20 protein-coding genes and 1 pseudogene are annotated in these 23,271 nt (G+C 64.0%); 14 read left to right on the forward strand and 7 right to left on the reverse strand.

The features are described 5' to 3' along the window. Window positions 1–7: 7 nt before the first annotated feature. Both EZI54_RS03680 and EZI54_RS03685 read right to left on the reverse strand, forming a co-directional pair. Window positions 8–499, reverse strand: coding sequence for a hypothetical protein (locus EZI54_RS03680; protein WP_131479172.1), 492 nt, complete (start codon window positions 497–499; stop codon window positions 8–10). Between the two features lie 2 nt (window positions 500–501). Continuing rightward, window positions 502–825, reverse strand: coding sequence for a DUF883 family protein (locus EZI54_RS03685; RefSeq protein WP_131479174.1), 324 nt, complete (start codon window positions 823–825; stop codon window positions 502–504). 284 nt (window positions 826–1,109) lie between these two features. On the opposite strand from EZI54_RS03685, the gene ppa reads away from it, so the two are divergent. Further along, on the forward strand, window positions 1,110–1,640 hold the full coding sequence (gene ppa, locus EZI54_RS03690; RefSeq protein ID WP_131479176.1) for an inorganic diphosphatase: 531 nt from the start codon (window positions 1,110–1,112) through the stop codon (window positions 1,638–1,640). A 93-nt stretch (window positions 1,641–1,733) separates the two neighbouring features. Here ppa and EZI54_RS03695 read toward each other — a convergent pair whose 3' ends face one another. Next, a complete protein-coding gene (locus tag EZI54_RS03695) occupies window positions 1,734–2,774 on the reverse strand; it encodes a DUF2333 family protein (protein ID WP_131479178.1) in 1,041 nt (346 codons plus the stop codon). Between the two features lie 182 nt (window positions 2,775–2,956). Continuing rightward, the gene (locus EZI54_RS03700) at window positions 2,957–4,939 is read right to left on the reverse strand and encodes a bifunctional diguanylate cyclase/phosphodiesterase (RefSeq protein WP_131479180.1); all 1,983 of its coding nucleotides are present in this window, start codon (window positions 4,937–4,939) and stop codon (window positions 2,957–2,959) included. Between the two features lie 341 nt (window positions 4,940–5,280). Between EZI54_RS03700 and EZI54_RS03705 the strand changes: the two genes are divergently transcribed. From EZI54_RS03705 to EZI54_RS03765, 13 genes are all read left to right on the forward strand, one after another. Then, on the forward strand, window positions 5,281–6,894 hold the full coding sequence (locus tag EZI54_RS03705) for a diguanylate cyclase (protein WP_131479182.1): 1,614 nt from the start codon (window positions 5,281–5,283) through the stop codon (window positions 6,892–6,894). 414 nt (window positions 6,895–7,308) lie between these two features. After that, window positions 7,309–7,743 (forward strand): type II 3-dehydroquinate dehydratase, encoded by a 435-nt coding sequence (gene aroQ, locus EZI54_RS03710; protein ID WP_131479184.1) that lies wholly within the window; start codon window positions 7,309–7,311, stop codon window positions 7,741–7,743. Between the two features lie 46 nt (window positions 7,744–7,789). Then, window positions 7,790–8,254, forward strand: a complete 465-nt coding sequence (gene accB, locus EZI54_RS03715) for an acetyl-CoA carboxylase biotin carboxyl carrier protein (protein WP_131479186.1) — start codon at window positions 7,790–7,792, stop codon at window positions 8,252–8,254. Between the two features lie 23 nt (window positions 8,255–8,277). Next, window positions 8,278–9,618 carry an acetyl-CoA carboxylase biotin carboxylase subunit gene (gene accC / locus EZI54_RS03720; protein ID WP_207389139.1) on the forward strand — a complete coding sequence of 447 codons (1,341 nt, stop codon included), beginning with the start codon at window positions 8,278–8,280 and terminating at the stop codon, window positions 9,616–9,618. A 156-nt stretch (window positions 9,619–9,774) separates the two neighbouring features. Further along, window positions 9,775–10,671: a 50S ribosomal protein L11 methyltransferase gene (prmA, locus tag EZI54_RS03725; RefSeq protein ID WP_131479190.1), complete on the forward strand. Its 897-nt coding sequence runs from the start codon at window positions 9,775–9,777 to the stop codon at window positions 10,669–10,671. 203 nt (window positions 10,672–10,874) lie between these two features. Next, window positions 10,875–12,176 carry a DUF3426 domain-containing protein gene (locus tag EZI54_RS03730; RefSeq protein WP_131479192.1) on the forward strand — a complete coding sequence of 434 codons (1,302 nt, stop codon included), beginning with the start codon at window positions 10,875–10,877 and terminating at the stop codon, window positions 12,174–12,176. 232 nt (window positions 12,177–12,408) lie between these two features. After that, complete coding sequence (gene dusB, locus EZI54_RS03735; RefSeq protein ID WP_131479194.1) at window positions 12,409–13,407, forward strand: tRNA dihydrouridine synthase DusB; 999 nt, start codon at window positions 12,409–12,411, stop codon at window positions 13,405–13,407. Next, window positions 13,404–13,721 carry a DNA-binding transcriptional regulator Fis gene (gene fis, locus EZI54_RS03740; RefSeq protein ID WP_131479196.1) on the forward strand — a complete coding sequence of 106 codons (318 nt, stop codon included), beginning with the start codon at window positions 13,404–13,406 and terminating at the stop codon, window positions 13,719–13,721. Before dusB ends, fis begins: the two co-directional genes overlap by 4 nt. An 84-nt stretch (window positions 13,722–13,805) precedes the next feature. Beyond that, entirely contained in the window at window positions 13,806–15,383 is a 1,578-nt protein-coding gene (gene purH / locus EZI54_RS03745) for a bifunctional phosphoribosylaminoimidazolecarboxamide formyltransferase/IMP cyclohydrolase (RefSeq protein ID WP_131479198.1), read from the forward strand. Window positions 15,384–15,401: 18 nt separating this feature from the next. Next, entirely contained in the window at window positions 15,402–16,691 is a 1,290-nt protein-coding gene (gene purD / locus EZI54_RS03750; RefSeq protein WP_131479200.1) for a phosphoribosylamine--glycine ligase, read from the forward strand. Window positions 16,692–16,751: 60 nt separating this feature from the next. Beyond that, complete coding sequence (locus EZI54_RS03755; RefSeq protein ID WP_131479202.1) at window positions 16,752–17,708, forward strand: alpha/beta fold hydrolase; 957 nt, start codon at window positions 16,752–16,754, stop codon at window positions 17,706–17,708. Window positions 17,709–17,799: 91 nt separating this feature from the next. Further along, a complete protein-coding gene (locus tag EZI54_RS03760) occupies window positions 17,800–18,555 on the forward strand; it encodes a substrate-binding periplasmic protein (protein WP_165495670.1) in 756 nt (251 codons plus the stop codon). Between the two features lie 95 nt (window positions 18,556–18,650). Then, entirely contained in the window at window positions 18,651–20,228 is a 1,578-nt protein-coding gene (locus tag EZI54_RS03765) for a cation:proton antiporter domain-containing protein (protein WP_131479206.1), read from the forward strand. A gap of 19 nt (window positions 20,229–20,247) precedes the next feature. Here the strand turns inward: EZI54_RS03765 and cadR are convergent, their stop codons facing one another. The 3 genes and pseudogenes from cadR to EZI54_RS03780 form a co-directional block, all read right to left on the reverse strand. Beyond that, window positions 20,248–20,703, reverse strand: a complete 456-nt coding sequence (gene cadR / locus EZI54_RS03770) for a Cd(II)/Pb(II)-responsive transcriptional regulator (protein ID WP_131479208.1) — start codon at window positions 20,701–20,703, stop codon at window positions 20,248–20,250. 16 nt (window positions 20,704–20,719) lie between these two features. Next, window positions 20,720–21,183, reverse strand: a pseudogene (gene ybaK / locus EZI54_RS03775) (Cys-tRNA(Pro) deacylase). Continuing rightward, the gene (locus tag EZI54_RS03780; RefSeq protein ID WP_131479210.1) at window positions 21,180–23,183 is read right to left on the reverse strand and encodes a CASTOR/POLLUX-related putative ion channel; all 2,004 of its coding nucleotides are present in this window, start codon (window positions 23,181–23,183) and stop codon (window positions 21,180–21,182) included. The pseudogene ybaK and the gene EZI54_RS03780 overlap by 4 nt, the downstream one beginning before the upstream one ends. Window positions 23,184–23,271 lie beyond the last annotated feature (88 nt).

The following is a 23,271-nucleotide window of genomic DNA, read 5'->3' on the forward strand; positions in this document are numbered from 1 at the left end:
GCGTCGCTCAGGCGCCGTCGTTGGCCGACGTGTCCGGTGGGCGCTCGTCGTTTTCCGCCCCGCCGTCGTCCATGGCGTTGGCGGCCTTGAGGAACGCCAGCCCACTCTGGACCAGGAACTGTCGCAGTCGCGGATCGCTCTGCTCGGTGATCCCGAGGGCAAAGGCGGTCAGCACCGACTCCCAGGGGTTCTCCACGATCAACCGCCGGAAGGCCGCCAGCGGCGACGACCGGCCGCCGGCCGGCCTCCCCATGGAGCGGGACGGCGTCCGCATCATCCGATAGAAAAAGAACCCCAGCAACGCAAAGCAGACCGCGCCGGTGATGCCGAAGGCGCCGGCCTCCCCCACCCAGGGCGCCAGCCCCAGGGTGGCGGCTTTCGCCAGCAGCACAAAGCCGCCGATCAACAGGGCGCTGAGCAGCACCAGCCCCAGGGCCGCGCCGATCAGCGCGGCCAGGACTTTACGCAGCAGGGCTTGCAGTTCGCCGGACAGAGGCATGGTCAGCGGTCGAGCAACTTGCCGACCAGCAGGCCGACCAGGAATACGATCACGACGCTGAGGAACGGACGCTCCTCGATCTTGTGCTCGACGTCGTGGATCGCCTTGTCGCCGGCTTCGCGGGCGCGGTTGAACACTTCGTCGCCGCGTTCGCGGGCATGGCGGAGGGCTTCGCGACTTTCCTTGCGGATTTCGTCGCGGAGATTGCTGATGTTGTTCTTCTGACCGTCAGCCACTGCACGGGTCAGCTTGGCCAGGTCTTCACGAAGCAACTGGATGTCTTCCTTGACCCGTTTATAATCGTCCTGGGGTGTTTGTGCTTCCATGGTCTGTCTCCCTGAATGAAACATACCTGACAGGCCGGCATCGTATGTGCCATCGCCGGCCGATACGCTGCCTGAATTCATCTCACCGCCGTTGAAGACGATGAAAAACAGACACCTTCACTGTAGCACAGCGACCGCTGACGACATGACCATTCGTACAGGTTGGGCGCTACCGGTCGAACACGACCGAAGGTATGTTTCACCCTGCGGGGCCGACGGGTATAATCCGTGGCCATTCACTGGTTCCATTCCACTTCACTGAAGACAGTCAAGAAGGACGCCTCATGAACTTCGACAACATCCCGCCCGGCAAGAACCCGCCTGAAGACATCAACGTACTGATCGAGATTCCGGCCAACGCCTCTTCCCCGATCAAGTACGAGGTCGACAAGGATATGGGTGCCGTTGTAGTGGACCGCTTCATGGCCACGCCGATGTTCTACCCGGCCAACTACGGTTTCATCCCGAACACCCTGGCCGACGACGGCGACCCGCTGGACGTGCTGGTGGTCACCCCCTACCCGGTCATGCCGGGCAGCATCATCCGCTGCCGCCCGGTGGGTGTCCTGAACATGGAAGACGAGGCCGGCGGCGATGCCAAGCTGGTTGCCGTACCGCACGACAAGGTGACCAAACAGTACACCGACGTGAAAGACGTCCACGACCTGCCGCAGCTGCTGCGCGACCAGATCCAGCACTTCTTCGAGAACTACAAGGACCTGGAAGCCGGCAAATGGGTCAAGGTGGATGGCTGGGAAGACGCCGCAGCCGCCTGCCGCGCCATCGAAGCCGCCGTCGCCGCCTACCGGAAGTAAGCGGCCCCGCTTCGACCGCCGCCTGGTGGCCGGACACAAAAAAGGCAGCGAGCCACCCGGCCGCTGCCTTTTTTACTTTCCGGGGTCTGCCGATTATCCCCGGCTCAGCAGCTCCCGCAGGTCGATAATGGCCGAGTTGGCCCGCGCCAGGTAGGACGCCATGGTCAGCGAGTGATTGGCGAGGATGCCGAATCCGCTGCCGTTGAGGATCACCGGACTCCACATGGCCTGCTGGGAACCTTCCAGTTCCACGATGATCTGGCGCACGCTCACCAGTGCGTTCTTGTCTTTCAGGACATCACGGAAATCCACCTCAATGGCGCGGAAGATGTGCAGCAGGGCCCAGGAGGTGCCGCGGGCTTCGTAGAACACGTCGTCAATTTCGGTCCAGGGCGTCTTCACCGAGGCAATCTCGTCTTCCTTCGACTTCTCGGGCAGCTCGTCCATGCCCTCGCTGACCGACTGCTTGCCGACACTTTCACTCAGCCGGCGGGACAGACTGCCCAGACGGGTTTCCAGATCCGCCAGCCAGTTGTTGAGATTGTCCGCCCGGGCATAGAACTGGGCCTGGGGGCCATTGGGGTTGGACAGTCGATCCAGATAGCGCTTGAGGGCGGCGATGCCGCGCCGATACTCGGATTCAGTGGACGGCAGCACCCAGCTGTTGTTATCAAAGTGCAGCTGCGGCTCGGCGACGGTCAGGTCCGGATCTTCAGCGGACTGGCTCTGGGAGCGGCTGATGTCCTGGCGCAAGGCGCGGGACATGTCCCGCAGCTGAACCAGCACGCCATACTCCCAGTGCGGCATGTTATCCATCCACAGGCCCGGCGGCATGATGTCGTTGGTGATGTAGCCGCCCGGCTTGTCGAGCAGGGTCTCGGTCATATGGATGAGGGTCGAGGTGGTGGTGAAACCGGTGACCATCTCCCGGTTCATGGCCTGGGCCCGCTGTTGGGCTTCGTCGCGCACGGAAAAGGTGTCCGGCTCGCTGCTCCAGTAGATCCCCAGCACGATGGTGACGATCAGGTAGATCACCAGCAGGACGACCAGGCCCTTGAACACCTTGCCACCACCGAGATAGTCCTGGATGTCCTCCAGCCGCTGCCGGAAAAATCCTCTGGTCTTGTTCAACATAACCGTCCACCTTGTGTCATTCGTTCTGATTCGTCGTTATCCGCACACCGCCGGGGCCTCTCCTGGCCACCGGGAGCCCATACCTTGCCGGATTGTCATGGGCACCGCAATTGCCTGACACGCCATCGCGCTGGCCGGATAGCCCGGGGACATAATGGTGCCATGCCCTATCCACCGGCGGCTCACGCCGGCGGCAGCCTGTCGCCCGGGCGCGCCAAGTGATAGCCGATGCCGCCATCGACGCCGAGCACCGACACCAGATGCCATTCGGCCGCGGTCTCCACGCCGGCCACAAAGACCTCGACGCCGCGGCTGTGGGCGATCGGCACGATGGACTCGAGGTAGAAGCGGTTGTCCGGATGCGTATCGATATTGCGGATAAAGCTGTGATCGATACGCAAGGCCTGGAAGGGCAGATTACGCAGGTAGCTGAACGGCACGCCGCCGACACCGAAATGATCCACCAGGACCCGGACGTCGTGGCGCCGCAACAGCTTGACGCAGTTCCCCACATCCGCCCTGTGGTGGTGCACCGCGTCCTCGGGCAGATAGACCCAGAGGCGGGCCAGCACCGCCGCGCCTTCTTCCGGCAGTATCTGCGCCAGCCAATCGCGGAAGCCGGCATCGGCAATCGATGAACTGCCCAGGGTCAGGCTGAAGGACTGCAGCGGATACTGGCGCAGCAGGTCGAGCACCCGCCGGAACACGATCCGGTCCAGCCGCGCCATCATGCTGAAACGCTCCGCCATGGGCAGGAAGATACCGGCCGCCACCCATTCGCCGTTGACCTCGATGCGCGACAGCACATGGTAATGGTGGACCGACTGATCGACGGTCCGCAGCATCGGCTGATAGACCAGCCGGATACGCTCCGCCTCCAGGGATGACTGCAGGTGCTCGCGCCACTGCTCGACACTGTGCTGGGCCGACTGGGTGGTATCGAACAGTTTGCAGTCGCTCTCCCGCGACATCTGGGCCTGGCGCAGGGCCTCGTCGCAGGCCGCCAACAGCTCGCGCGTGCCGCCCGGGTGGCCGTTGGTGGCGGCGAGCCCGGCGTGTACCGCCACATCCCGCCCGCCGGAGCGGTCGGCGTAGATGCCGTCGAGATCCGCCAGCAGCCGACGCACCCAGAATTCCGCGTCCACCGGCGCTGCCCCCGGCAGGAACAGGGCGAATTCAGCACCGTTGCGACGGCCGGCAAAGCTGCTGGGATGCTCCCGGACAAAGGCCTGGATCCGTTCGGCGACCGCCAGCAGGATGTTGTCGGCCGCTTCACGTCCATCGAGCTGGTTGCTACGCCCGAAATCCGCCAACTGCAGCAGTACCAGTACCCCCTGGCGCCGGGAATCCCGGCTTTCCACCGCCACCGACACACGCTGTTCAAACGCGCTGCGGCTGGCCAGCCCGGTCAGACGGTCCTCGTTGCTCATGCGCCGCAGGTGCTGGATCAACTTGGCCTGACCTTCGAACAGGGCCCCCAGGTCGTGGGTCATCTGGTTCATGGCGGAGGTCACCCGCGCCAGCTCGCGGGTACCGGCCTCCGGCGCCCTCGAGCGGAAGTCCCGGTTGCGGATCGCTTCGGCCTGACGTTCCAGCCCCACCAGGGGACGAAGCACCCGGCGCAGGATCAGGAACAGGATCAACAGTGCAACGGCACCGATCAACAAGGCCCTCAGCGCCATCTGCCGGGCCATACGCCACAGATCCCGGTAGCCCTGCCCCGGATGGCTGACCACCTCGACAAAGCCCAGGCGTTTCCAGCCGCGGACCACCTCGGCACGCTGGGCGAACCGCTCGATGGGCAGATCCACCAGCGACACGAACCAGCCCGGAACACCCGGCGTGCGCAAGCTGTCCCGCCTTTCGATATCGAAGCCGGCCGCCGTGTTCCGGTAGCGGATCACCAGGTAGCGGCCACTGTCGAAGGTGGCGTCGATCAGGGACGAGGCCGCCACGGCGTCCCGGCCATCAATGGCATTGGACAGTGAAAGGCCGACGGCGACGGCGCCGTCATGGGCGTGCCCCTCCAACTGCTCGACGATATACCCGCGAAAACCGATCATGCCGGCAAGCAGGCTGGCCACCATCAGCAGCAGGATCAGGCTGCCGGTGAACAGCAGCAACAGCAGTTGTAGTGAAATGATGCCGCGGCGTGTTTTGCGCATTCCCTGGCCAGCCCCCTGGCATGAACCGATCGGTTTCGTTGGCTCCCGATGCTCCCGGAAGCATCGGATATGACAAACATTTACACAGCGTCACCTACGCCGACAACATAAAACACTATAGACTCTCCAGAGAGCCCTTGAGAGCTCTACAATCGCAAGAGCGCGCCTGGATCGCCTCGCGGCGTTCAGCGACTCGAAAAAAACAATGTTCTCAGCTTCACTGCCTTGGCGTGAGGGAACCGACCGTCCGGAACGGCTGCGAGTGGGCGTACCGGACCAGGAAGTGGCCGGAGACAGCAACCTGGCTCGGCCACTGCGCAAGAAGACAGGCCAGAGACCCAATGACTGACGACAATCAAAAGGAAAAGCTGAAACAGCATTTTGCGCGACGCGTCACGACCCAGGCACGGGTCGTACTCGACACCTGGCAGAAAGTGAAGGAATCCGACAGCCAGGCGGAGATCCTGCATCGCGACCTGTCCACCGCCACCGAAAAGCTGGTGCGCTATGCCCAGCGCTTCGAGATGGTCAGGCACGCCAGTGCCGGCGAAGCCCTATTGGGCATCCTGCAGCGCTGGGCGCCGGACACCGCACTGTCCGATGCCGTGCGCCACGAACTGCAGGGCGCGATGGACCAGCTCAGCCAGTGCACCCTGCGCCGCACCGACCAGGACCTGGACGAAGCCCCCCGCACCTACCTGCGTACGCCGGTCTACGTCGCCCTCTGCGAGCTGGAAATGGCGCACCGGCTAATCAAGCAACTGGAATTCTTCGGTTTCCGTGCAGCCGCCTTCGAGGACGCCGAGAGCCTGCTGGACGCCTGTAGCCGCCACAAGCCCGAGACCATCCTGATGGACGTCAACTTCGGCGGCAGCGAGCTGGCCGGCATTGCCACGGTCGAAGCCCTACAGGAGCGCCACGACACCCCGATCCCCGTGATTTTCATGAGCGACGAGGACGGCAGCATCGAAACCCGGCTGCGTGCCTCCCGCTGTGGCGGCGAGGAGTTCTTCTTCCCGTCGGTGGATCCGGGCCAGTTGATCGAGAAAATCGAAACCTACACCCACGGCAACACGGTCGAACCCTATCGGGTGCTGGTGCTGGACGATTCCCGCGCCCAGGCCAAGTTCATGGAAAACGTGCTGACCCGGGCCGGCATGACCGCCCACATCATCACCGACCCCATGCAGATCATCCACGCACTGGAAGCGTTCTCGCCGGAAATCATCGTGCTGGACATGTACATGCCCGGCTGCACCGGCATGGAAATCGCCCGGGTGATCCGCCAGCAGGACCGGTTGCACAGCGTGCCGATCATCTACCTGTCCGCCGAGGACGACGTTTCCAAGCAACTGCATGCCATGAGCCTGGGTGGCGACGACTTCCTCACCAAGCCGATCGACCCCAAGCACCTGATCGCCACCATCCACAACCGGGGGCGGCGTGCCCGCTCCCTGTTGGCGCTGATGATCCGCGACAGCCTGACGGGGCTTTACAACCACACCCACACGCTGCACCTGCTGGATCAGGAAATCGTCAAGGCCAAGCAGAAGGATCAACCGCTGTGCTTTGCCATGCTGGACATCGACTATTTCAAGAAGATTAACGACACCTATGGCCACCCGATCGGCGACCGGGTGCTGCGCAGCCTGTCCATGTTCCTCAAGCAGCGCCTGCGCAAGACCGACCATATCGGCCGCTACGGCGGTGAAGAGTTTGCCCTGATCCTGCCCAACACGCGGGAGAGCGACGCCAAGAACGTCATCAACGAAATCCGCGAGCGTTTTGCCGAGCTGCAGCAGCCGGCCGGAACCCAGGAGTTCAGGGTGACCTTCAGTTGCGGTGTCGCCACCTGGCAGGGCGAGAGCGCCCAGAGCCTGTGCGAACGGGCCGACGGCGCGCTCTACGACGCCAAGGGGCTGGGCCGGAATACGGTGGTGTCCGCCGGTCACTGACCGGCCCCGCTGCGGTCCGCCCCGGGGCGTGACGGAAGCTCGCATCGATAAACCTCTCCCCGGCCCGCCGGGGAGAGGGCACAGTCCTGTGCAAACCGGCAACATGGGTAATACCCTCGCCCGGCTCCAGGCGCCCCCGAATCGCCCGAAACCCACCTTTCCAGGCAATTCCCGACCAATCCCGGCAGAGTCCCGCCGGATGCATAGACACTGTCTTAGACTACCCGCTATGAAACCAACGTCTTATGGACGGGTCTACCTGGCTTGACAACAATGGTGCCAATGTCGGCGTGACTGACTCGGGCCGATTGTTAAAATGTGTTGAACTCATTGACTAGACTGGTCATGATGGCTGGAAAATGTCGCTATATTCGGCGATCCTGTCAGAAAACGAGCCAATAACAAGGTTTCCCCATGGCCACCATTCTCGTGCTGCACGGCCCCAACCTGAACATGCTTGGCGTTCGGGAGCCGGATGTCTACGGCCACGAGACCCTCAATGACATCGACGATCGCCTGCACCAGCAGGCCAGTCAGGCGGGTCATCATCTGTTGCATCTGCAATCCAACGCAGAGTATGAATTGATCGACCGTGTCCACGAGGCACGACAGGAAGGGGTGGATTTCATCCTGATCAATCCGGCGGCCTTCACGCATACCAGCGTTGCCCTGCGCGACGCCTTGCTGGCGGCGGAGATCCCTTTTATCGAAGTGCACCTGTCCAATGTGCACGCCCGTGAACCCTTCCGCCATCACTCCTATTTTTCGGATGTGGCGGTCGGTGTGATTTGCGGCCTCGGCAGCCAGGGCTACGACCTGGCGCTGCAGGCCGCACTGGCACGACTCTAGATTTAAGTCGACGAAAGCTGTCAACTCATTCCGGCGAGAACAGACTATGGATATTCGCAAAGTAAAGAAGCTGATCGAACTGATTGAAGAATCGGACGTGGAAGAACTGGAGATCCGCGAAGGTGACGATGCGGTCCGCATCACCCGCCGTCGCGGCCAGACCGATTTCGCCCAGATGGTTCCGGCCCACTACGCCCCGGCACCGGCCGCCGCCCCGGCACCGCAACAAGCCGCCGAACCGGCCGCCGCCGAAGCCCCGGCCGACAACATGCCCGCCGGACACCAGGTTCGCTCGCCGATGGTCGGCACCTTCTACCGTTCACCGTCGCCGACCGCCAAGGCCTTCGTTGAAGTCGGTCAGACCGTTGCCGCCGGCGACGTCATCTGCATCGTCGAAGCCATGAAGATGATGAACCAGATCGAAGCTGACAAGAGCGGCACCATTGTCGACATTCTCGTAGAGAACGGGCAGCCGGTTGAATTCGACCAGCCGCTCTTCATTATCTCCTGAACGAAGACGACTGACCCATGGCCATGATTGATAAAGTCCTGATCGCCAACCGGGGCGAGATCGCGCTTCGTATCCTGCGGGCGTGCAAAGAACTCGGCATCGGCACGGTTGCCGTTCATTCCCAGGTCGATCGCGACCTGATGCACGTGCGCCTCGCCGACGAATCCGTCTGCATCGGCCCCAACAGTGCGACTGAAAGCTACCTCAACATTCCTGCCATCATCAGTGCCGCGGAAGTGACCGATGCCGAGGGCATCCACCCCGGCTACGGGTTCCTGGCAGAGAATGCCGACTTCGCCGAGCAGGTCGAGAAGAGCGGCTTCCGCTTTATCGGCCCACGCGCCGAAACCATCCGTCTGATGGGCAACAAGGTTTCCGCCATCAACGCGATGGTCAAGGCCGGTGTGCCCACCGTACCGGGCTCCGACGGCCCGATTACGGACGATGACGCCCACACGCTCAAGGTGGCCCGCAAGATCGGCTACCCGGTCATCATCAAGGCGGCCTCCGGCGGCGGTGGCCGCGGCATGCAGGTGGTGCATTCCGAAGCCGCGCTGCTCAAGAGCATCCAGATTACCAAGTCCGAGGCCCGCAACGCCTTTGGCGACGAGACCTGCTACCTGGAGAAATACCTGGAGCGACCGCGCCACGTGGAGGTGCAGGTCCTGGCCGACATGCACGGCAACGTGATCCACCTGGGCGACCGCGACTGTTCCATGCAGCGCCGGCACCAGAAGGTCATCGAGGAAGCGCCGGCACCGAACATCGACCCCGAGGCCCGGGAAAAAACCCTGCAGGCCTGTGTCGATGCCTGTAAGGAAATCGGCTATGTCGGCGCCGGCACTTTCGAGTTCCTGTACCAGGACGGCCAGTTCTACTTCATCGAAATGAACACCCGGGTCCAGGTGGAACACCCGGTCTCGGAAATGGTCACCGGCGTGGACATCGTCAAGGAGCAGTTGAGGGTGGCCAGCGGCCTGCCGCTCACCTTCTCCCAGGACGAAATCCGCGTCACCGGCCACGCCATGGAGTGCCGGATCAACGCCGAGGATCCCCAGACGTTCATCCCCAGCCCGGGCCAGGTGAAGCATTTCCATGCTCCCGGTGGCAACGGCGTACGCGTGGATTCCCACATGTACACCGGCTATTCGGTACCGCCCTACTACGACTCGCTGATCGGTAAGCTCATCAGCTTCGGCGAGGATCGCGAGACCGCGCGCAAGCGGATGAAGAACGCCCTGGACGAGCTGGTCGTGGAAGGCATCAAGACCAATCAGCCCCTGCATCGCCGATTGATCCTTGACGGCGGCTTCAAGAATGTGGAATTTACCATCCACTATCTCGAGAAGCTGATCAAAGACTAGTCGTGCCGCGTCAATGTGGTATTGACGGCCTCAACGCCCCCAATGATGCGTCGACGCGATGCGGCATTGGGGGCGCTGCCTTCAGGAAGGCTGATCGTTTCGCACTCGGGGCCAGACCGACTGCAGTCGCCACCCTCACATTGACGGAGTAACCCTATGCGCTGGATCCAGGTGCGCGTTCCCACCGATCCGGAACACGCGGATTTACTGGAGGATATCCTCATGGAAGCCGGCGCCGACGCCGTCACCATGGAGGATGCCGCCGACCAGCCCCTCTATGAACCGGACCCGGGCACCACGCCGCTGTGGGGCCAGACCCGGGTCACCGGCCTGTTCAATGCCGACACCGGCATCGACAGCCTCAAGGCCATGCTGGCCGAGGCCTACCACCAGCAGACCCAGCAGGAAATCGGCGAAATCGACGTTTCCCTGCTCGAGGACAAGGACTGGGAACGGGCCTGGATGGACGACTTCAAGCCGCTGCGCTTCGGCCGGCGCCTGTGGATCGTGCCCAGCTGGCACGACGTTCCCGATGTGGAAGCCGCCAATCTGATGCTCGACCCGGGCCTGGCCTTCGGCACCGGCACCCACCCGACCACCGCCCTGTGCCTGGAATGGCTCGACGGCAAGCCGTTGCAGGACACCCAGGTAATCGACTACGGCTGCGGCTCTGGCATTCTGGGACTGGCGGCCCTGCTGCTGGGCGCCAGACACGTCATCGGCGTCGATACCGATCCCCAGGCCCTCGAAGCCAGCCGCGACAATGCGCGTCGCAACAGCATCGATGATCCGCGGCTCGACCTGTACCTGCCGGACCAGGAGCCGGACACCCAGGCGGACGTCCTGCTGGCCAACATCCTCGCCCAGCCGCTGCTTGGCCTGACTCCCAAACTGGCCAGCCGGGTGAAGGATGGCGGTGACATCGTGCTGTCCGGTATTCTGTCCAACCAGGCCCGGGAGGTGATGGACGCCTACGAGCCCTGGTTTATCATGGACGAGCCGGTCCAGCAGGAGGATTGGGTCCGCCTCACAGGACGACGTCGCGACAGATGACGACGACCGGCGGACCGTCTACACTGTGGCCCTCACAGATCCTGCGGCCCGCCGCTCGATAGGAGCGGATCAACAAGGATGGACAGCCGGTCGGGCCAGCCTGGGAGACCCTCCCGAACACCCGTAGCGGGCGTTCACGAGGGTCGTCGGGCCTTTCCGGAATGACAGGGACTCCGAGCCGTGACCTGCGACAGGAATAAAGGATGAGCCAGAGCAGTACGCTGACACGTTGCCCCCACTGCGACACCCGGTTCCGGGTCACCGAGGAACAGCTCGGTATTGCCCGCGGCAAGGTCCGGTGCGGCAACTGCATGGAAGTGTTCAACGCCCTCGAACACAGTGAAACCGCCGCCAGCAAGCCGCGGCCATCCACACCGCCGTCCCCGGCCCCCAAGTCCGCACCGGAGGAGCCGCCCGCCGACGCCTCCAGCAGGTTTATGGAGGAAGAGGAGCTCATCTTTGAGGACGATCCAGAAGAGGACGCCGCCGAGGGCAACTACGCCGGCACCAAGACCACTTTCGATGAAGACGAGCTGAGCGACAGCTTCCTGAATTTCGACGAAACCCGGGACAGCGGTTTCGGCGACGACGAAGATGAAGTCAAGACGGATGTCGACGAGAGCTGGGCCGAAGCAATCCTCGACGAAAGCGAGTCCATGACCCGCAAGGCGCCCAAACCATCGCCTCCCGAACCCCACAAGCCGGAGCCCACACCGGAGCCGCCGTCCGACGATGACGACCTGCTCGACGACGCCTTCAGCCAGCGCACCGTTTTCAAGGCGCCGCCTTCCGAGCCTGAGCGCCCACAGCGTCGTCCCGAACCGGAACCCGAGACCGAATCGTTCGGGCCAGCCACCGATACCCCGCATGCCACGCACCAGCAACCCGCCCAGCCTGAGCCGGATGCCATTCGCCCCGAGCGTGACGAACCGCTGGCCGCCACCCGCCGGCTGGGCAGCAGCAGCCCGTTCCAGAATCTGCGCCACGACCCCATTGCCATCGGCAAGCCGCGGCGCTCCTGGTTGCGCCGCAGCATCTGGACCCTGCTGGTCCTGGTCCTGCTGGGCGTACTGGTGTCCCAGGTCACCTATTTCCAGCTCGACCGCCTGTCCAGCATTCCCGAACTGCGCCCCTACTATGAGCAGGGCTGCGAGATCCTGGGCTGCGAGCTGCCGCCGTTGGTGGCCATCGACCGCATCCAGAGCCAGAAGCTGGTGGTGCGCACCGACCCGGACCAGCGCGGCACGCTGGTGGTGGACGCGGTCCTGGTCAACGAGGCCGGCTTCGAACAGCCCTTCCCCAACATCGGCCTGACGTTCTCCAACCTGAACGGGGATGTCGTAGCCCAGAGCCTGTTCGAGCCGGACGAATACCTCTCCGGTGAAGCCCAGGACCTGTCGATGATGCCCAGCCAGACACCGATCCGGATATCCATCCATATCCGGGACCCGGGCCGGGATGCCGTCAACTACAACATCACCTTTATCGCCCGTTCCACCCAGTAGCCTCTCTCACAGGCCGCCCGGCATTGAACGCCGGGCGGTCTTTCCGTCAATAGCCGATTGACGATAAGCCTTCCCGAAGGACGCATTCCGGCGTCGAAAAGTCAACCAGATAGAGCGAAAAATAATCAATTTTTTCGCGAGATTACCCCTTCAATCCCGGGAGGGTCAGGGGTATCATTGTCGCCCCTTGAGAGCTGGTTGAGTTTTAACCAGATCAACGAGGTGCGAACAGATGCTACCCAAAGCGAAGATCGGTCCCTACACACTACCCAACTCGTTGATCGTAGCGCCCATGGCAGGTGTGACGGACCGACCTTTTCGCCTGCTCTGCCGTCGGCTCGGCGCCGGACTGGCGGTCTCGGAGATGGTGATTGCCGACAGCCGGCTGTGGCATACCCGCAAGTCCCGGCTGCGCCTGGATCATGCCGGTGAGCCGGAGCCCCGCAGTGTGCAGATTGCCGGCGGCGATGCCGAGATGCTGGCCAACGCCGCCCGCCTGAACGTGGAAAACGGCGCCCAGATCATCGACATCAACATGGGCTGCCCGGCCAAGAAGGTGTGCAACAAGGCTGCCGGCTCCGCGCTCATGAAGGACGAGCCGCTGGTGCGCGACATCCTGCACGCCGTCGTCGACGCCGTGGATGTACCGGTGACCCTGAAAATGCGGACCGGCTGGGATCGCGAGCACCGCAATGCGCCGTTGATTGCACGAATGGCACAGGACGCAGGCATCCAGGCCCTGGCCATTCATGGAAGAACCCGGGCGGATGCCTACAGGGGCGAGGCCGAGTACGACACCATCGCCGCCGTCAAGGCCAGTGTCGGGATTCCGGTGTTCGCCAACGGCGATATCGATTCGCCGGAGAAGGCACGGCATGTGCTGAAGCACACCGGTGCCGACGGCCTGCTGATCGGGCGGGCCGCCCAGGGCAGCCCCTGGATTTTCCGGGAAATCGAGCATTTCCTGAGAACCGGCCGGCATTTACCCGGTCCCTCACTGGATGAGGTCGAGACGTTGCTCACCGGGCATCTGATCGCACTGCACGGGTTCTATGGCGAACACATGGGCGTTCGCATTGCCCGCAAGCATGTGGGCTGGTACCTCCAGTCCCACGACGAGGACAAACAGTTCCGCCGCCACTTCAACCAGCTTGAAGCGGCCCAGGCGCAACTCGACAGTATTGAACAGTACTTTTCAGGCTTACGAAATGGAGAGGTATTCGCAGCATGACCGCTGAGACACTGGCCAACGAACAGACCACCACCCCCAACGGCGACGGCAATCCCGGCCTGCAGACGCCCGGGCAGGACGGCACCACCGTCACCCTGCGCGACAGCGTCGAGGTGGCCCTGACCAACTACTTCGAGCAGCTCGACGGCGCCCCGGTCACCGACGTGTACCAGCTGGTACTGAGCGAAGTCGAAGCGCCGCTGCTGGAGCAGGTCATGCGCTACACCCGTAACAACCAGACCAAGGCATCCACCATGCTGGGCCTCAACCGCGGGACGCTCCGCAAGAAGCTCAAGCAGTACGGTCTGCTATAATCGCTTAACCCGATTCCACGAGGGCCTCCGGTAACCACCGCGCGGCCCTCATTTCGTTCAGTCCCCGGAAAAAATCGTACTCTCATGGCAAACAAGGCTCCCACCCCGATCCGACGCGCCCTGATCAGCGTCTCCGACAAAACCGGCATCGTTGACTTCGCCCGCGCCCTGAGCGCCCGCGACGTCGAACTCCTCTCCACAGGCGGCACTTTCCGCCTGCTCCAGGAAAACGGCGTCCCGGTCACCGAAGTGTCCGACTACACCGGCTTCCCGGAAATGATGGCCGGTCGCGTCAAGACCCTGCACCCGAAAGTCCACGGCGGCATCCTCGGCCGTCGCGGCACCGACGATACCGTCATGGACGAGCACGGCATCAAGCCCATCGACATGGTGGTGGTCAACCTGTACCCATTCGAGCAGGCCGTCGCCAAGCCCGACTGCGACCTGTCCACGGCCATCGAGAACATCGACATCGGCGGTCCGACCATGGTCCGCGCCGCCGCCAAGAACCATGACGACGTCGCCATCGTGGTCAACGCCATCGACTACGACCGCGTGCTGGGCGAGCTGGAAGACGACGGCGCCCTGAGCTACGACACCCGCTTCGACCTGGCGGTGAAGGCGTTCGAACACACGGCGGCTTACGACGGCGCCATCGCCAACTACCTGGGCGGGCGCACCGCCGACAATGACAACCCGGATTTCCCGCGCACCTTCAACTCCCAGTTCGTCAAGGTGCAGGACATGCGCTACGGCGAGAACCCGCACCAGCGCGCGGCCTTCTATGCCGAACGCAACCCGCAGGAAGCCTCCGTGGCGACCGCCAAGCAGCTGCAGGGCAAGGAACTCTCCTATAACAACGTGGCGGACACCGACGCGGCGCTGGAATGCGTCAAGCCGTTCGCGGATCCGGCCTGCGTCATCGTCAAGCACGCCAACCCCTGCGGCGTGGCCATCGGCGCGGACATCCGTCAGGCCTATGACCTGGCCTTTGCCACCGACCCCACCTCCGCCTTTGGCGGCATCATCGCCTTCAACCGGGAACTGGACGCCGACACGGCCAAGGCCATCGTCGACCGTCAGTTCGTGGAAGTGATCATCGCCCCGACCATCGCCGACGAGGCGGTCGAGATTGTCGCCACCAAGAAGAATGTGCGCCTGCTGGCCTGCGGCGAATTCGCCCCGGAGCGTGAAAAGGCCATGGACTACAAGCGCGTGACCGGTGGCCTGCTGGTGCAGGATCGCGACCTGGGCATGGTCTCGATGGACGACGTCAAGGTGGTCAGTGAGCGCCAGCCCAGCAAGGATGAGCTGAACGACCTGCTGTTTGCCTGGGAAGTCGCCAAGTACGTCAAGTCCAACGCCATCGTCTACGCCAAGGCCGGCCGCACCATCGGCATCGGCGCCGGCCAGATGAGCCGGGTCTACAGCGCGAAGATCGCCGGCATCAAGGCGGCGGACGAAGGCCTGGAAGTGCCGGGTTCCGTCATGGCCTCCGACGCCTTCTTCCCGTTCCGGGACGGCATCGATGCGGCCGCGGCCGCCGGCATCAAGGCCGTGATCCAGCCGGGCGGCTCCATGCGTGACCAGGAAGTCATCGACGCCGCCAACGAGCACGGCATCGCCATGGTCTTCACCGGTATGCGCCACTTCCGCCACTGAGCCGACAGGACGACCCCCATGAACATTCTGATTATTGGCAGCGGCGGCCGTGAACATGCCCTGGCCTGGAAGGCCGCCCAGTCCCCCCATGCGGACAGGGTCTTCGTGGCACCGGGCAATGCCGGTACCGCCCGCGAGCCCAACCTGGAAAACGTCGACATCGACGTCATGGAACTGGACAAACTGGCGGACTTCGCCGAGGCCAACGATGTAGGCCTGACCATTGTCGGCCCGGAAGCACCGCTGGTGGCCGGCATCGTGGACCTGTTCCGCCAGCGTGGCCTGCGGGTCTTTGGCCCGGACAAGGGCGCAGCCCAGTTGGAAGGCTCCAAGGCCTTCACCAAGGACTTCCTGGCCCGCCACCGGATCCCCACCGCCGCCTACGCCAACTTCACCGACATGGATGAAGCGCTGGACTATGTCCGCGAGCAGGGCGCGCCGATCGTGGTGAAGGCGGACGGGCTCGCCGCCGGCAAGGGCGTGATCGTCGCCATGACGCTGGAAGACGCCGAAGATGCCATCCGTGACATGCTGGCCGGCAATGCCTTCGGCGACGCCGGCAGCCGGGTGGTGATCGAGGAATTCCTGGACGGCGAGGAAGCCAGTTTCATCGTCATGGTGGATGGCCAACACGTGCTGCCCATGGCCACCAGCCAGGACCACAAGCGCGTCGGCGATGGCGATACCGGTCCCAACACCGGCGGCATGGGCGCCTATTCCCCCGCGCCGGTGGTCACCGACGCGGTCTACCAGCGCATCATGGACGAAGTGATCACGCCGACCGTCGAAGGCATGGCGAAGGAAGGCCACCCTTATACCGGCTTCCTATACGCGGGCCTGATGATCGATCCCGACGGTGCGCCCAAGGTGATCGAGTTCAACTGCCGCTTCGGCGACCCGGAAACCCAGCCGATCATGCTGCGCATGCAATCCGACCTCGCCGAACTGTGTTCGGCCGCCGTCGACGGCAAGCTGGACCAGTGCGAGTCCAACTGGGATCCGCGCGCCTCGGTGGGCATCGTGCTCGCCGCCGGCGGTTACCCGGGCAGCTACGAGAAGGGCAAGGTGATCAGCGGCCTGCCCGAGAGCGAGACCGAGGGCGAGAAGGTGTTCCATGCTGGCACCCGGCTTGACGGTGATCACGTCGTCACCAGCGGCGGTCGTGTACTCTGTGCAACAGCGCTGGGCGAGAGCGTGACCGAAGCCCAGAAGCGGGCCTACGAGCTGGCCGGCCGAATCCACTGGGACGGCGCCTTCTACCGCAGGGACATCGCCTACAGGGCCATCGCCCGCGAGTCGCAGGACTGAACACCCGGCCCGGTCACTGACCGGGCTTTTTTATGCGTCATTCACCGAGCAGGGATCATCATGCCGTTATCGCTGTCCGTGGCCTTGCGCCCCGCCGTTGTATTCACCCTGATGGTCTGCACGCTGCTGCTTGCCGGGTGTTCCCGGGAGGCGGTCTACGACGCCATGATCGCTCACGAGCGCAAGGCCGCCGGCCTGTTGGACGCGTCCATGGAGGTGGATCAGCACACGGTCGCCTACCTGCACAACCAATACCCGGTAGATGGCCCGGACATGGTGCTGCTGCACGGCTTTGCCGCCAACAAGGAAAACTGGCTGGGCATGGCCGGGGAGCTCACCGATCACTACAACGTCTATGCCATCGACCTGCCTGGCCATGGCGCCAGCGACAAGGACCTCAATCGGGATTACACCATCGGCGCCCAGACCGGTTACGTGAAGGCGATCCTCGACGCCCTGGAGCTGGACCGGGTCCACATGGTCGGTAACTCCATGGGCGGTGCGATTACCGCGCAGTTCGCGGCCACCTATCCGGACCGCGTGTTAACGGCCACGCTGCTGGATCCCGCCGGGGTCATGGTCTATGACAGCGAACTGGTGGAACGAGTGGAGGCGGGCGACAACCCACTGATCGTGGAGAGGCCCGGCGACTTCGAAAAGCTCGTGGACTTCGCCATGGAGCGGAAACCCTTCGTGCCCTGGCCGATCTACAGCGTGATGGAAGACCACGCCCTGGCAAACCGGGCGATCAACCACCGGATCTTCTCCCAGATTGAAAACTCCGGCTACGACCCGGCCTTCCGCGAACGGTTGGCCAGCATCCGCGCGCCGGTGCTGATCATCTGGGGCCGGGAGGACCGGGTGATCGACTATCGCAATGCCGACATTTTCGAGACGCGCATTCCCCACGCGCGCAAGGTCATCCTGGACGACGTGGGTCATGTCCCGATGATCGAGGTGCCGGAACGGACCGCCGCACTGGTCCAGGGGTTCATCCAGGACCAGGCGGGGAACTGATCTCGCTGGAACTGGCAAACAGGTCCAGCTTTCATATAATAAGTTCACGTCATCACTCGCGGGATCCCTACCATTGCATCGTTTCCGGGCTGTGATCAGCCTCGTTCTGTTTGCCTGGCTCCTGCCCCTGTGTGCGGAAACGCTGACCCTGGTGGCGGACTACTGGTGCCCATTCAACTGCAAGCCGGAAAGTGATCGTCCGGGGTTCCTGATTGAAGTGGCCGACCGCATCTTCGGGCGCGCCGGCTATACGGTGATCTACGTGACCCGCCCCTGGAGCCGGGCGATCAAGGAAGTGGAAACCGGCCAGTACACGGCCCTTGTCGGCACCGGACGCACGGAAGTCCCCAACCTGGTTTTCCCCAAGCGCCCCCTGGCCATGGCCCGGCATACCTTCTTCACCCGGGTCGATTCCCCCTGGCAATACCGCAACGACGACTCCCTGGCGACCATCAGGCTGGGCGTGATCGATGACTACTCCTATGGCGACCTCAATGACCGCTACATCACGCCCCACCGCGCCGATCGCCAGCGCCTGATGATCCTCAACGGCCAGAACGTCATCGGCCGCTTCCTGGACATGCTGGGCCTCAAGCGCATCGACGCCTTCGTCGAGGAAGAGGCCGTCATGCGCTATTTCCTGGCCCAATCAAGGCATCCGACGGCACTGCGCAAAGCCGGCATCGCCTCGCGCGAACCCCTGTTCATCGCCTTTTCCCCGGCCAACCCCAACGCCCGGCGCTATGCCGACATCCTCGATAACGGCCTGCAGGCCCTCAAGGAGTCGGGCGAACTGGCCGAGTTGGCCGGCAAGTACCACATCGCGCTGAAAGCCCACAGTCCCTGACACCACCCGTTACCCGGGCACTGGCGGGAGCCGGCATAACCTGAAACAATCGGGGCCGTGTCGATGGCGTACCGGGAAAGGACTGCAGGCCAACCATGACAGAGGCACTCTGGATCTTCTTCGCATTCACCCTGGGCCTGCTGGCGCGGTCCGCCGGACTGCCGCCACTGGTGGGCTACCTGGTGGCCGGCTTCACCCTCAGTGGCCTGGCAGCGCCGTTTGACCTGCAGACCGAGGATAACCTCATCCTCGGGGAACTGGCCCACCTGGGCGTCCTGCTCCTGCTGTTTACCGTCGGCCTCAAACTGAAATTCCGCTCCATTTTCCGCCCCGAAGTGATCGGCGGCAGCCTGCTGCACTTTGCCATCACCGGGCTGGTGTTCATGCCGGGGCTCTACCTGCTGCTGGACCTGAGCACCGCCGATGCCCTGACGCTGGCCATTGCCCTGTCCTTTTCCAGCACGGTGCTGGCCGCCAAGGTGCTGGAATCGAAGCAGGAACTGCGCGCATTCCACGGTCGGGTCGCCATCGGCATCCTGGTGATGCAGGACCTGCTCGCCCTGGGGGTGATGAGCCTCACCGCCGGCCATTCGCCCTCGGTCTACGCCCTGCTGGTCTTTGCGCTGCCGCTGCTGCGACCCTTGCTGTTCCGGCTGCTGGACGCCTCCGGCCACGACGAACTGCTGGTGCTGCTGGGCCTGATGCTGGCCCTGGCGGTGGGCGGCATCGGCTTCGAGCTGGCCGGCCTGAGCTCCGAACTGGGGGCGCTGTTGATGGGTGCGCTGCTGGCCAGACACCCACGGGCGGTGGAGCTGTCCAACTCCCTGTGGAGCGTCAAGGAAGTGTTCCTGGTGGGTTTCTTCCTGCAGATCGGCATGGGCGGACTGCCGGACGACCATGCCCTGCTGTTCGCGGTGGTGGCGGCCCTGTTGCTGCCGCTCAAGGGGCTGCTCTTCTTCGGGTTGTTGCTGCTGTTCCGGCTGCGCGCGCGCAGCAGTTTCCTGTCCAGCCTGCTGCTGACCAACTACAGCGAGTTCGGCCTGATCCTGGCCAGCGTCGCCCTGCCCCAGTGGCTGGTACCGCTGGCCGTCACGGTAGCACTGTCGTTCATCATCTCGGCGCCGCTCAACCGCCTGGCCCATCCGCTCTATGCCCGCATCGCCCGTTACATCGACCCGCTCGAATCCAGCAAGCGGCACCCCGACGAACAGCCCGTTTCCCTGGGCGACACCCGGGTGCTGATCATCGGCATGGGCCGGACCGGCACGGCGGCCTACGAAGAACTGCGACACACCGAGTCCCGGCTGATGGGCCTGGATTCCGACCCGGCGCGGCTCAAGGGGCACCGCATGGCAGGCCGCAACGTCTTCTTTGCGGATGCGGAGGACTTCAACTTCTGGCAGACACTGGACATGCCCGAACTGGAGGCCGTGATCCTCTGCCTGCACGATATCGAAGGCAAGAAGATCGCCGCCCGCAAGCTGCGCGAGCGTGGCTTTACCGGTTTCATTGCCGCCCACACCCTGCACGAGGACGAGGTGCCGCAGATCCGGGAGGCCGGTGCCGACGACGCCTACCTGACCATGAACGAAACCGGCGTGGCCCTGGCCGGCCACGTCAACCAGCATCTCAATCCGGTGGACCGCACGCCGCTGCCGGAAAGCCTGGGTTAAGGCGCCGCTGAGGAACGCCTCAGCCGGGCCGGTGACCGTGACTGCCGGGAACGTGGCTGTTATCCGGCTCGTCGTTGACCGGCTCCATCCGATCCAGCTCGTTGAGGATGCCGCAGTCGCGGGCGGGGTAATCCGCATCGCACTGGCTCTGGATCACTTCCAGTTGGCGCGCCAGTTGGTTCAGTTCCCCGATGCGATGGCGGACATGCTCGAGATGCTCGCCCAGCAACGCGTTCGCCTCACCGCACCGGGCTTCCGGATGGTCCCGCAGCTCCAGCAGGTGACGGACTTCATCGAGGGTCATGTCCAGCGACCGGCAGTTGGCGATAAACCGCAACCGGTCCAGGTAGCCGTCGCTGTAATCGCGATAGTTGGCCTCGCTGCGATCCGGTTGCGGGATCAGGCCGATCTTTTCGTAGTAGCGAATGGTTTCCTGGGAAAACCCGGTCTTGCGGGCCAGTGTTCCAATACGCATGGCAGGCTCCCGTTGTTCAGGTTTGGGCGATCGGCGCCAGGCGGCCGCCCGTCAGTGTCAGCAGGTCATCCGGCGCCAGGGCGATTTCCAGCGCCCGGCGCTGACGTAGAGGGTCTCCAGCGACTGGGCCGAGGCATCCACCACGGTTGTCAGCCGTTTTTTCTGGCCCAGCGGGCTCACGCCCCCCAATACGTAGCCGGTCACCCGTTCCACATCCCGGGCTTCCGCCATGGCGGCCTTTTTCGCACCGGCCGCCCGGGCCATCTGCTTCAGGTTCAGTTTACCGGTGACCGCTACGATGCCCACGGCCAGCGCACCGCTATCCAGTTTCACCACCAGCGTCTTGAAAACCCGGTCCGGCGACAGCCCCAGTTTAACAGCCGCCTCTTCGCCGTAACTCTCGGCGCTGGCATCGTGCTCGTACTCGAGGATGTCGAACCTCACCCCGGCCTTGCGGGCCTGGTCGATGGCTGGCGTCATGCGGTTGCCTCCATGGTATCCCCTTCATTGGATTCGGTCGTGTGGCCGGCATTACCGCCAAGGATCACCAACCGGTCTCCGGCCTGCAGATCCAGCGGCGTGTCCCGCTCCGGATTGAGCACCAGCCAGGCGCCGCTGCTGTCCGGCCGGGACCGGAAGACACCGAGCGCGGTTTCCCCGCAGGCGCCGGCCGCCGACTCCAGGGCCGCGAAGTCCGGGGCAGCCGGTAACGCATAATCCGCCGGCTCGCGGAAGATGATCTCCGCGCCGCCCGGCGTGAACAGTTCGTCGAAAACCACCCGCAGTTCCCGCCGCAGGGCCACCTGGGCCAGCAGGTGACTGAGGATCATCGGGCTGACCATGGTTTCGCTCTGGTTGGTGACCAGCAGCGTTTCGTTGTCGGGATCACTCAGCTCCATAATGACCTGCGGCGGGTCGCTGGCTCCCGCCAGCACTTCCTGCAATTGCAGGTAGCCCATCATCGTACGGGCATCGGCTTCCTCGCCGGAGGCCAGACGATCACTGCTGAGCAACAGGATGCAGTCGTACGCGGCCGGCTCCAGGGCACGCAGCTCCGCCTCGACCACAAAATCCGCCTCGATCTGGTGATGCGTCAGCCGGATGTTGTCGCCGAAGTAGCGGTCGATCGCCAGCTCCCGCTCGTGGGCGGGAAGGATCGAGACCAGGTCGACCGCGAAGGCGTGATCGCGATAGCCGGTCATTTCCGCCAGCAGCGCCGGCACACGCTCGTTCCAGCCCAGCACCAGGATCCGGTGGCGTGGGCCGGTATGGGTCAGCGGCAGGGTGGGCGTCGGCCCGCGCCCAACCGGGGCCAGGGTGGTTTTTGGGTCGGCCGTCGGCTGAGTCTCGGCGTAGTCCCGGGCCAGGATTATGAGCCGGTCCTCGGCGCGGATCGGCGTGGTGGCTGGCGCGTTCAGGCGAACCCGCCAGCCGTCTCCCTCGGCTTCCAGCAGCCCCAGGATGATGGCCGCCGGGCAGGTCTGCGCCAGTTCGCCGAGGGTCTGGCCCTCGGCAATATCGCCGGAGCGCACGTAGATATCGTTGCCAACCCGAGCCGTGAGCAGCTCGTTCAGCACTTCCGACAGGCCGGGGTGGAGGATCGTCTGCACCAGCAGGCGGCTGAGCACCGCATCGCCGGCGATCACCTCCAGCGGCCCCGGATAGGCCCGCTCCACCACCGCCTGTTTGCGGATGTCGTCGATTTCGGCAACGACATAAGGCAACGGCCGGCGTTGATACTGGGCCTGGGACGCCATCGACAGCAACGCCTTGACGGTCTGTACGTCCGCCGACACCAGACTGTCGGAGCCGTGCCCCCGGCCGCTGGGCACGATCACCGCCGCGGCGTCGAGGCAGGCGACCCGGTGCAGCGCCTCGGGCTGCAGGGGGGTTCCCGAGCGCAGGACGATCTGGCGGGCCCACCGGCCGATTTCTCGGTCGCTGCTCAGACTCAGGACCTGTGCCGAGGAGACCTCCTCCGACAACACCACCATCCGCAAACGGCGGGTGGCGTGCAGAGCCAGGAAGCGACGCACCCGACCGCTGGAGGCAAGCAGCTCCTGGATCAGCGGGATGGTGCGGCTGTTCCAGCCCAGCACCACCACATGATGGCGCAGGGTGACCGGTGTCAGCCCCCGCTCCAGATCGGTCATCCGGGCAATCAGCGAGCGGGTGAGGATGGCCACCAGCGTGCCCATGAACACCACGTAGCCGGTAATGGTCAGCAGGGTGGATACCAAGCGCCGCCAGTCGCCCTGGTCGTCCCCCAGGTAACCGGGGTCCGTCAGCCGCAGGAAGGCCCACCAGACCGCGTCGCCCAGGCTGTTGAAGGAGTCGCTCCCCGGCCAGACCAGCAGCCCGCCCACCAGCGAAATCAGGCCAATGCAGACACCGACCACCAACAGCTGGAACAGGGCGCCCTTTACGAACTGGCGCTCAACGATGTATTTCACACGGTCTATGAATGGCAATGGCACCATAGGCAGTCCTCATAAGCGAATAAAATCATCATGTTGCCAATCCCCGAATGGGTCAAGGCGAACCGCTCCCGGGGTACGCCGCGGCTGA

It is taken from the genome of Marinobacter halodurans, from assembly GCF_004327985.1.
Classification (GTDB): Bacteria; Pseudomonadota; Gammaproteobacteria; order Pseudomonadales; family Oleiphilaceae; genus Marinobacter_A; species Marinobacter_A halodurans.

What these genes read in the sequence shown, in the direction of transcription:
- EZI54_RS03680 (WP_131479172.1), bottom strand. Translation starts at nt 499, where the DNA reads ATGCCTCTGTCCGGCGAACTGCAAGCCCTGCTGCGTAAAGTCCTGGCC.
- EZI54_RS03685 (WP_131479174.1), bottom strand. Translation starts at nt 825, where the DNA reads ATGGAAGCACAAACACCCCAGGACGATTATAAACGGGTCAAGGAAGAC.
- ppa (WP_131479176.1), top strand. Translation starts at nt 1,110, where the DNA reads ATGAACTTCGACAACATCCCGCCCGGCAAGAACCCGCCTGAAGACATC.
- EZI54_RS03695 (WP_131479178.1), bottom strand. Translation starts at nt 2,774, where the DNA reads ATGTTGAACAAGACCAGAGGATTTTTCCGGCAGCGGCTGGAGGACATC.
- EZI54_RS03700 (WP_131479180.1), bottom strand. Translation starts at nt 4,939, where the DNA reads ATGCGCAAAACACGCCGCGGCATCATTTCACTACAACTGCTGTTGCTG.
- EZI54_RS03705 (WP_131479182.1), top strand. Translation starts at nt 5,281, where the DNA reads ATGACTGACGACAATCAAAAGGAAAAGCTGAAACAGCATTTTGCGCGA.
- aroQ (WP_131479184.1), top strand. Translation starts at nt 7,309, where the DNA reads ATGGCCACCATTCTCGTGCTGCACGGCCCCAACCTGAACATGCTTGGC.
- accB (WP_131479186.1), top strand. Translation starts at nt 7,790, where the DNA reads ATGGATATTCGCAAAGTAAAGAAGCTGATCGAACTGATTGAAGAATCG.
- accC (WP_207389139.1), top strand. Translation starts at nt 8,278, where the DNA reads ATGATTGATAAAGTCCTGATCGCCAACCGGGGCGAGATCGCGCTTCGT.
- prmA (WP_131479190.1), top strand. Translation starts at nt 9,775, where the DNA reads ATGCGCTGGATCCAGGTGCGCGTTCCCACCGATCCGGAACACGCGGAT.
- EZI54_RS03730 (WP_131479192.1), top strand. Translation starts at nt 10,875, where the DNA reads ATGAGCCAGAGCAGTACGCTGACACGTTGCCCCCACTGCGACACCCGG.
- dusB (WP_131479194.1), top strand. Translation starts at nt 12,409, where the DNA reads ATGCTACCCAAAGCGAAGATCGGTCCCTACACACTACCCAACTCGTTG.
- fis (WP_131479196.1), top strand. Translation starts at nt 13,404, where the DNA reads ATGACCGCTGAGACACTGGCCAACGAACAGACCACCACCCCCAACGGC.
- purH (WP_131479198.1), top strand. Translation starts at nt 13,806, where the DNA reads ATGGCAAACAAGGCTCCCACCCCGATCCGACGCGCCCTGATCAGCGTC.
- purD (WP_131479200.1), top strand. Translation starts at nt 15,402, where the DNA reads ATGAACATTCTGATTATTGGCAGCGGCGGCCGTGAACATGCCCTGGCC.
- EZI54_RS03755 (WP_131479202.1), top strand. Translation starts at nt 16,752, where the DNA reads ATGCCGTTATCGCTGTCCGTGGCCTTGCGCCCCGCCGTTGTATTCACC.
- EZI54_RS03765 (WP_131479206.1), top strand. Translation starts at nt 18,651, where the DNA reads ATGACAGAGGCACTCTGGATCTTCTTCGCATTCACCCTGGGCCTGCTG.
- cadR (WP_131479208.1), bottom strand. Translation starts at nt 20,703, where the DNA reads ATGCGTATTGGAACACTGGCCCGCAAGACCGGGTTTTCCCAGGAAACC.
- EZI54_RS03780 (WP_131479210.1), bottom strand. Translation starts at nt 23,183, where the DNA reads ATGGTGCCATTGCCATTCATAGACCGTGTGAAATACATCGTTGAGCGC.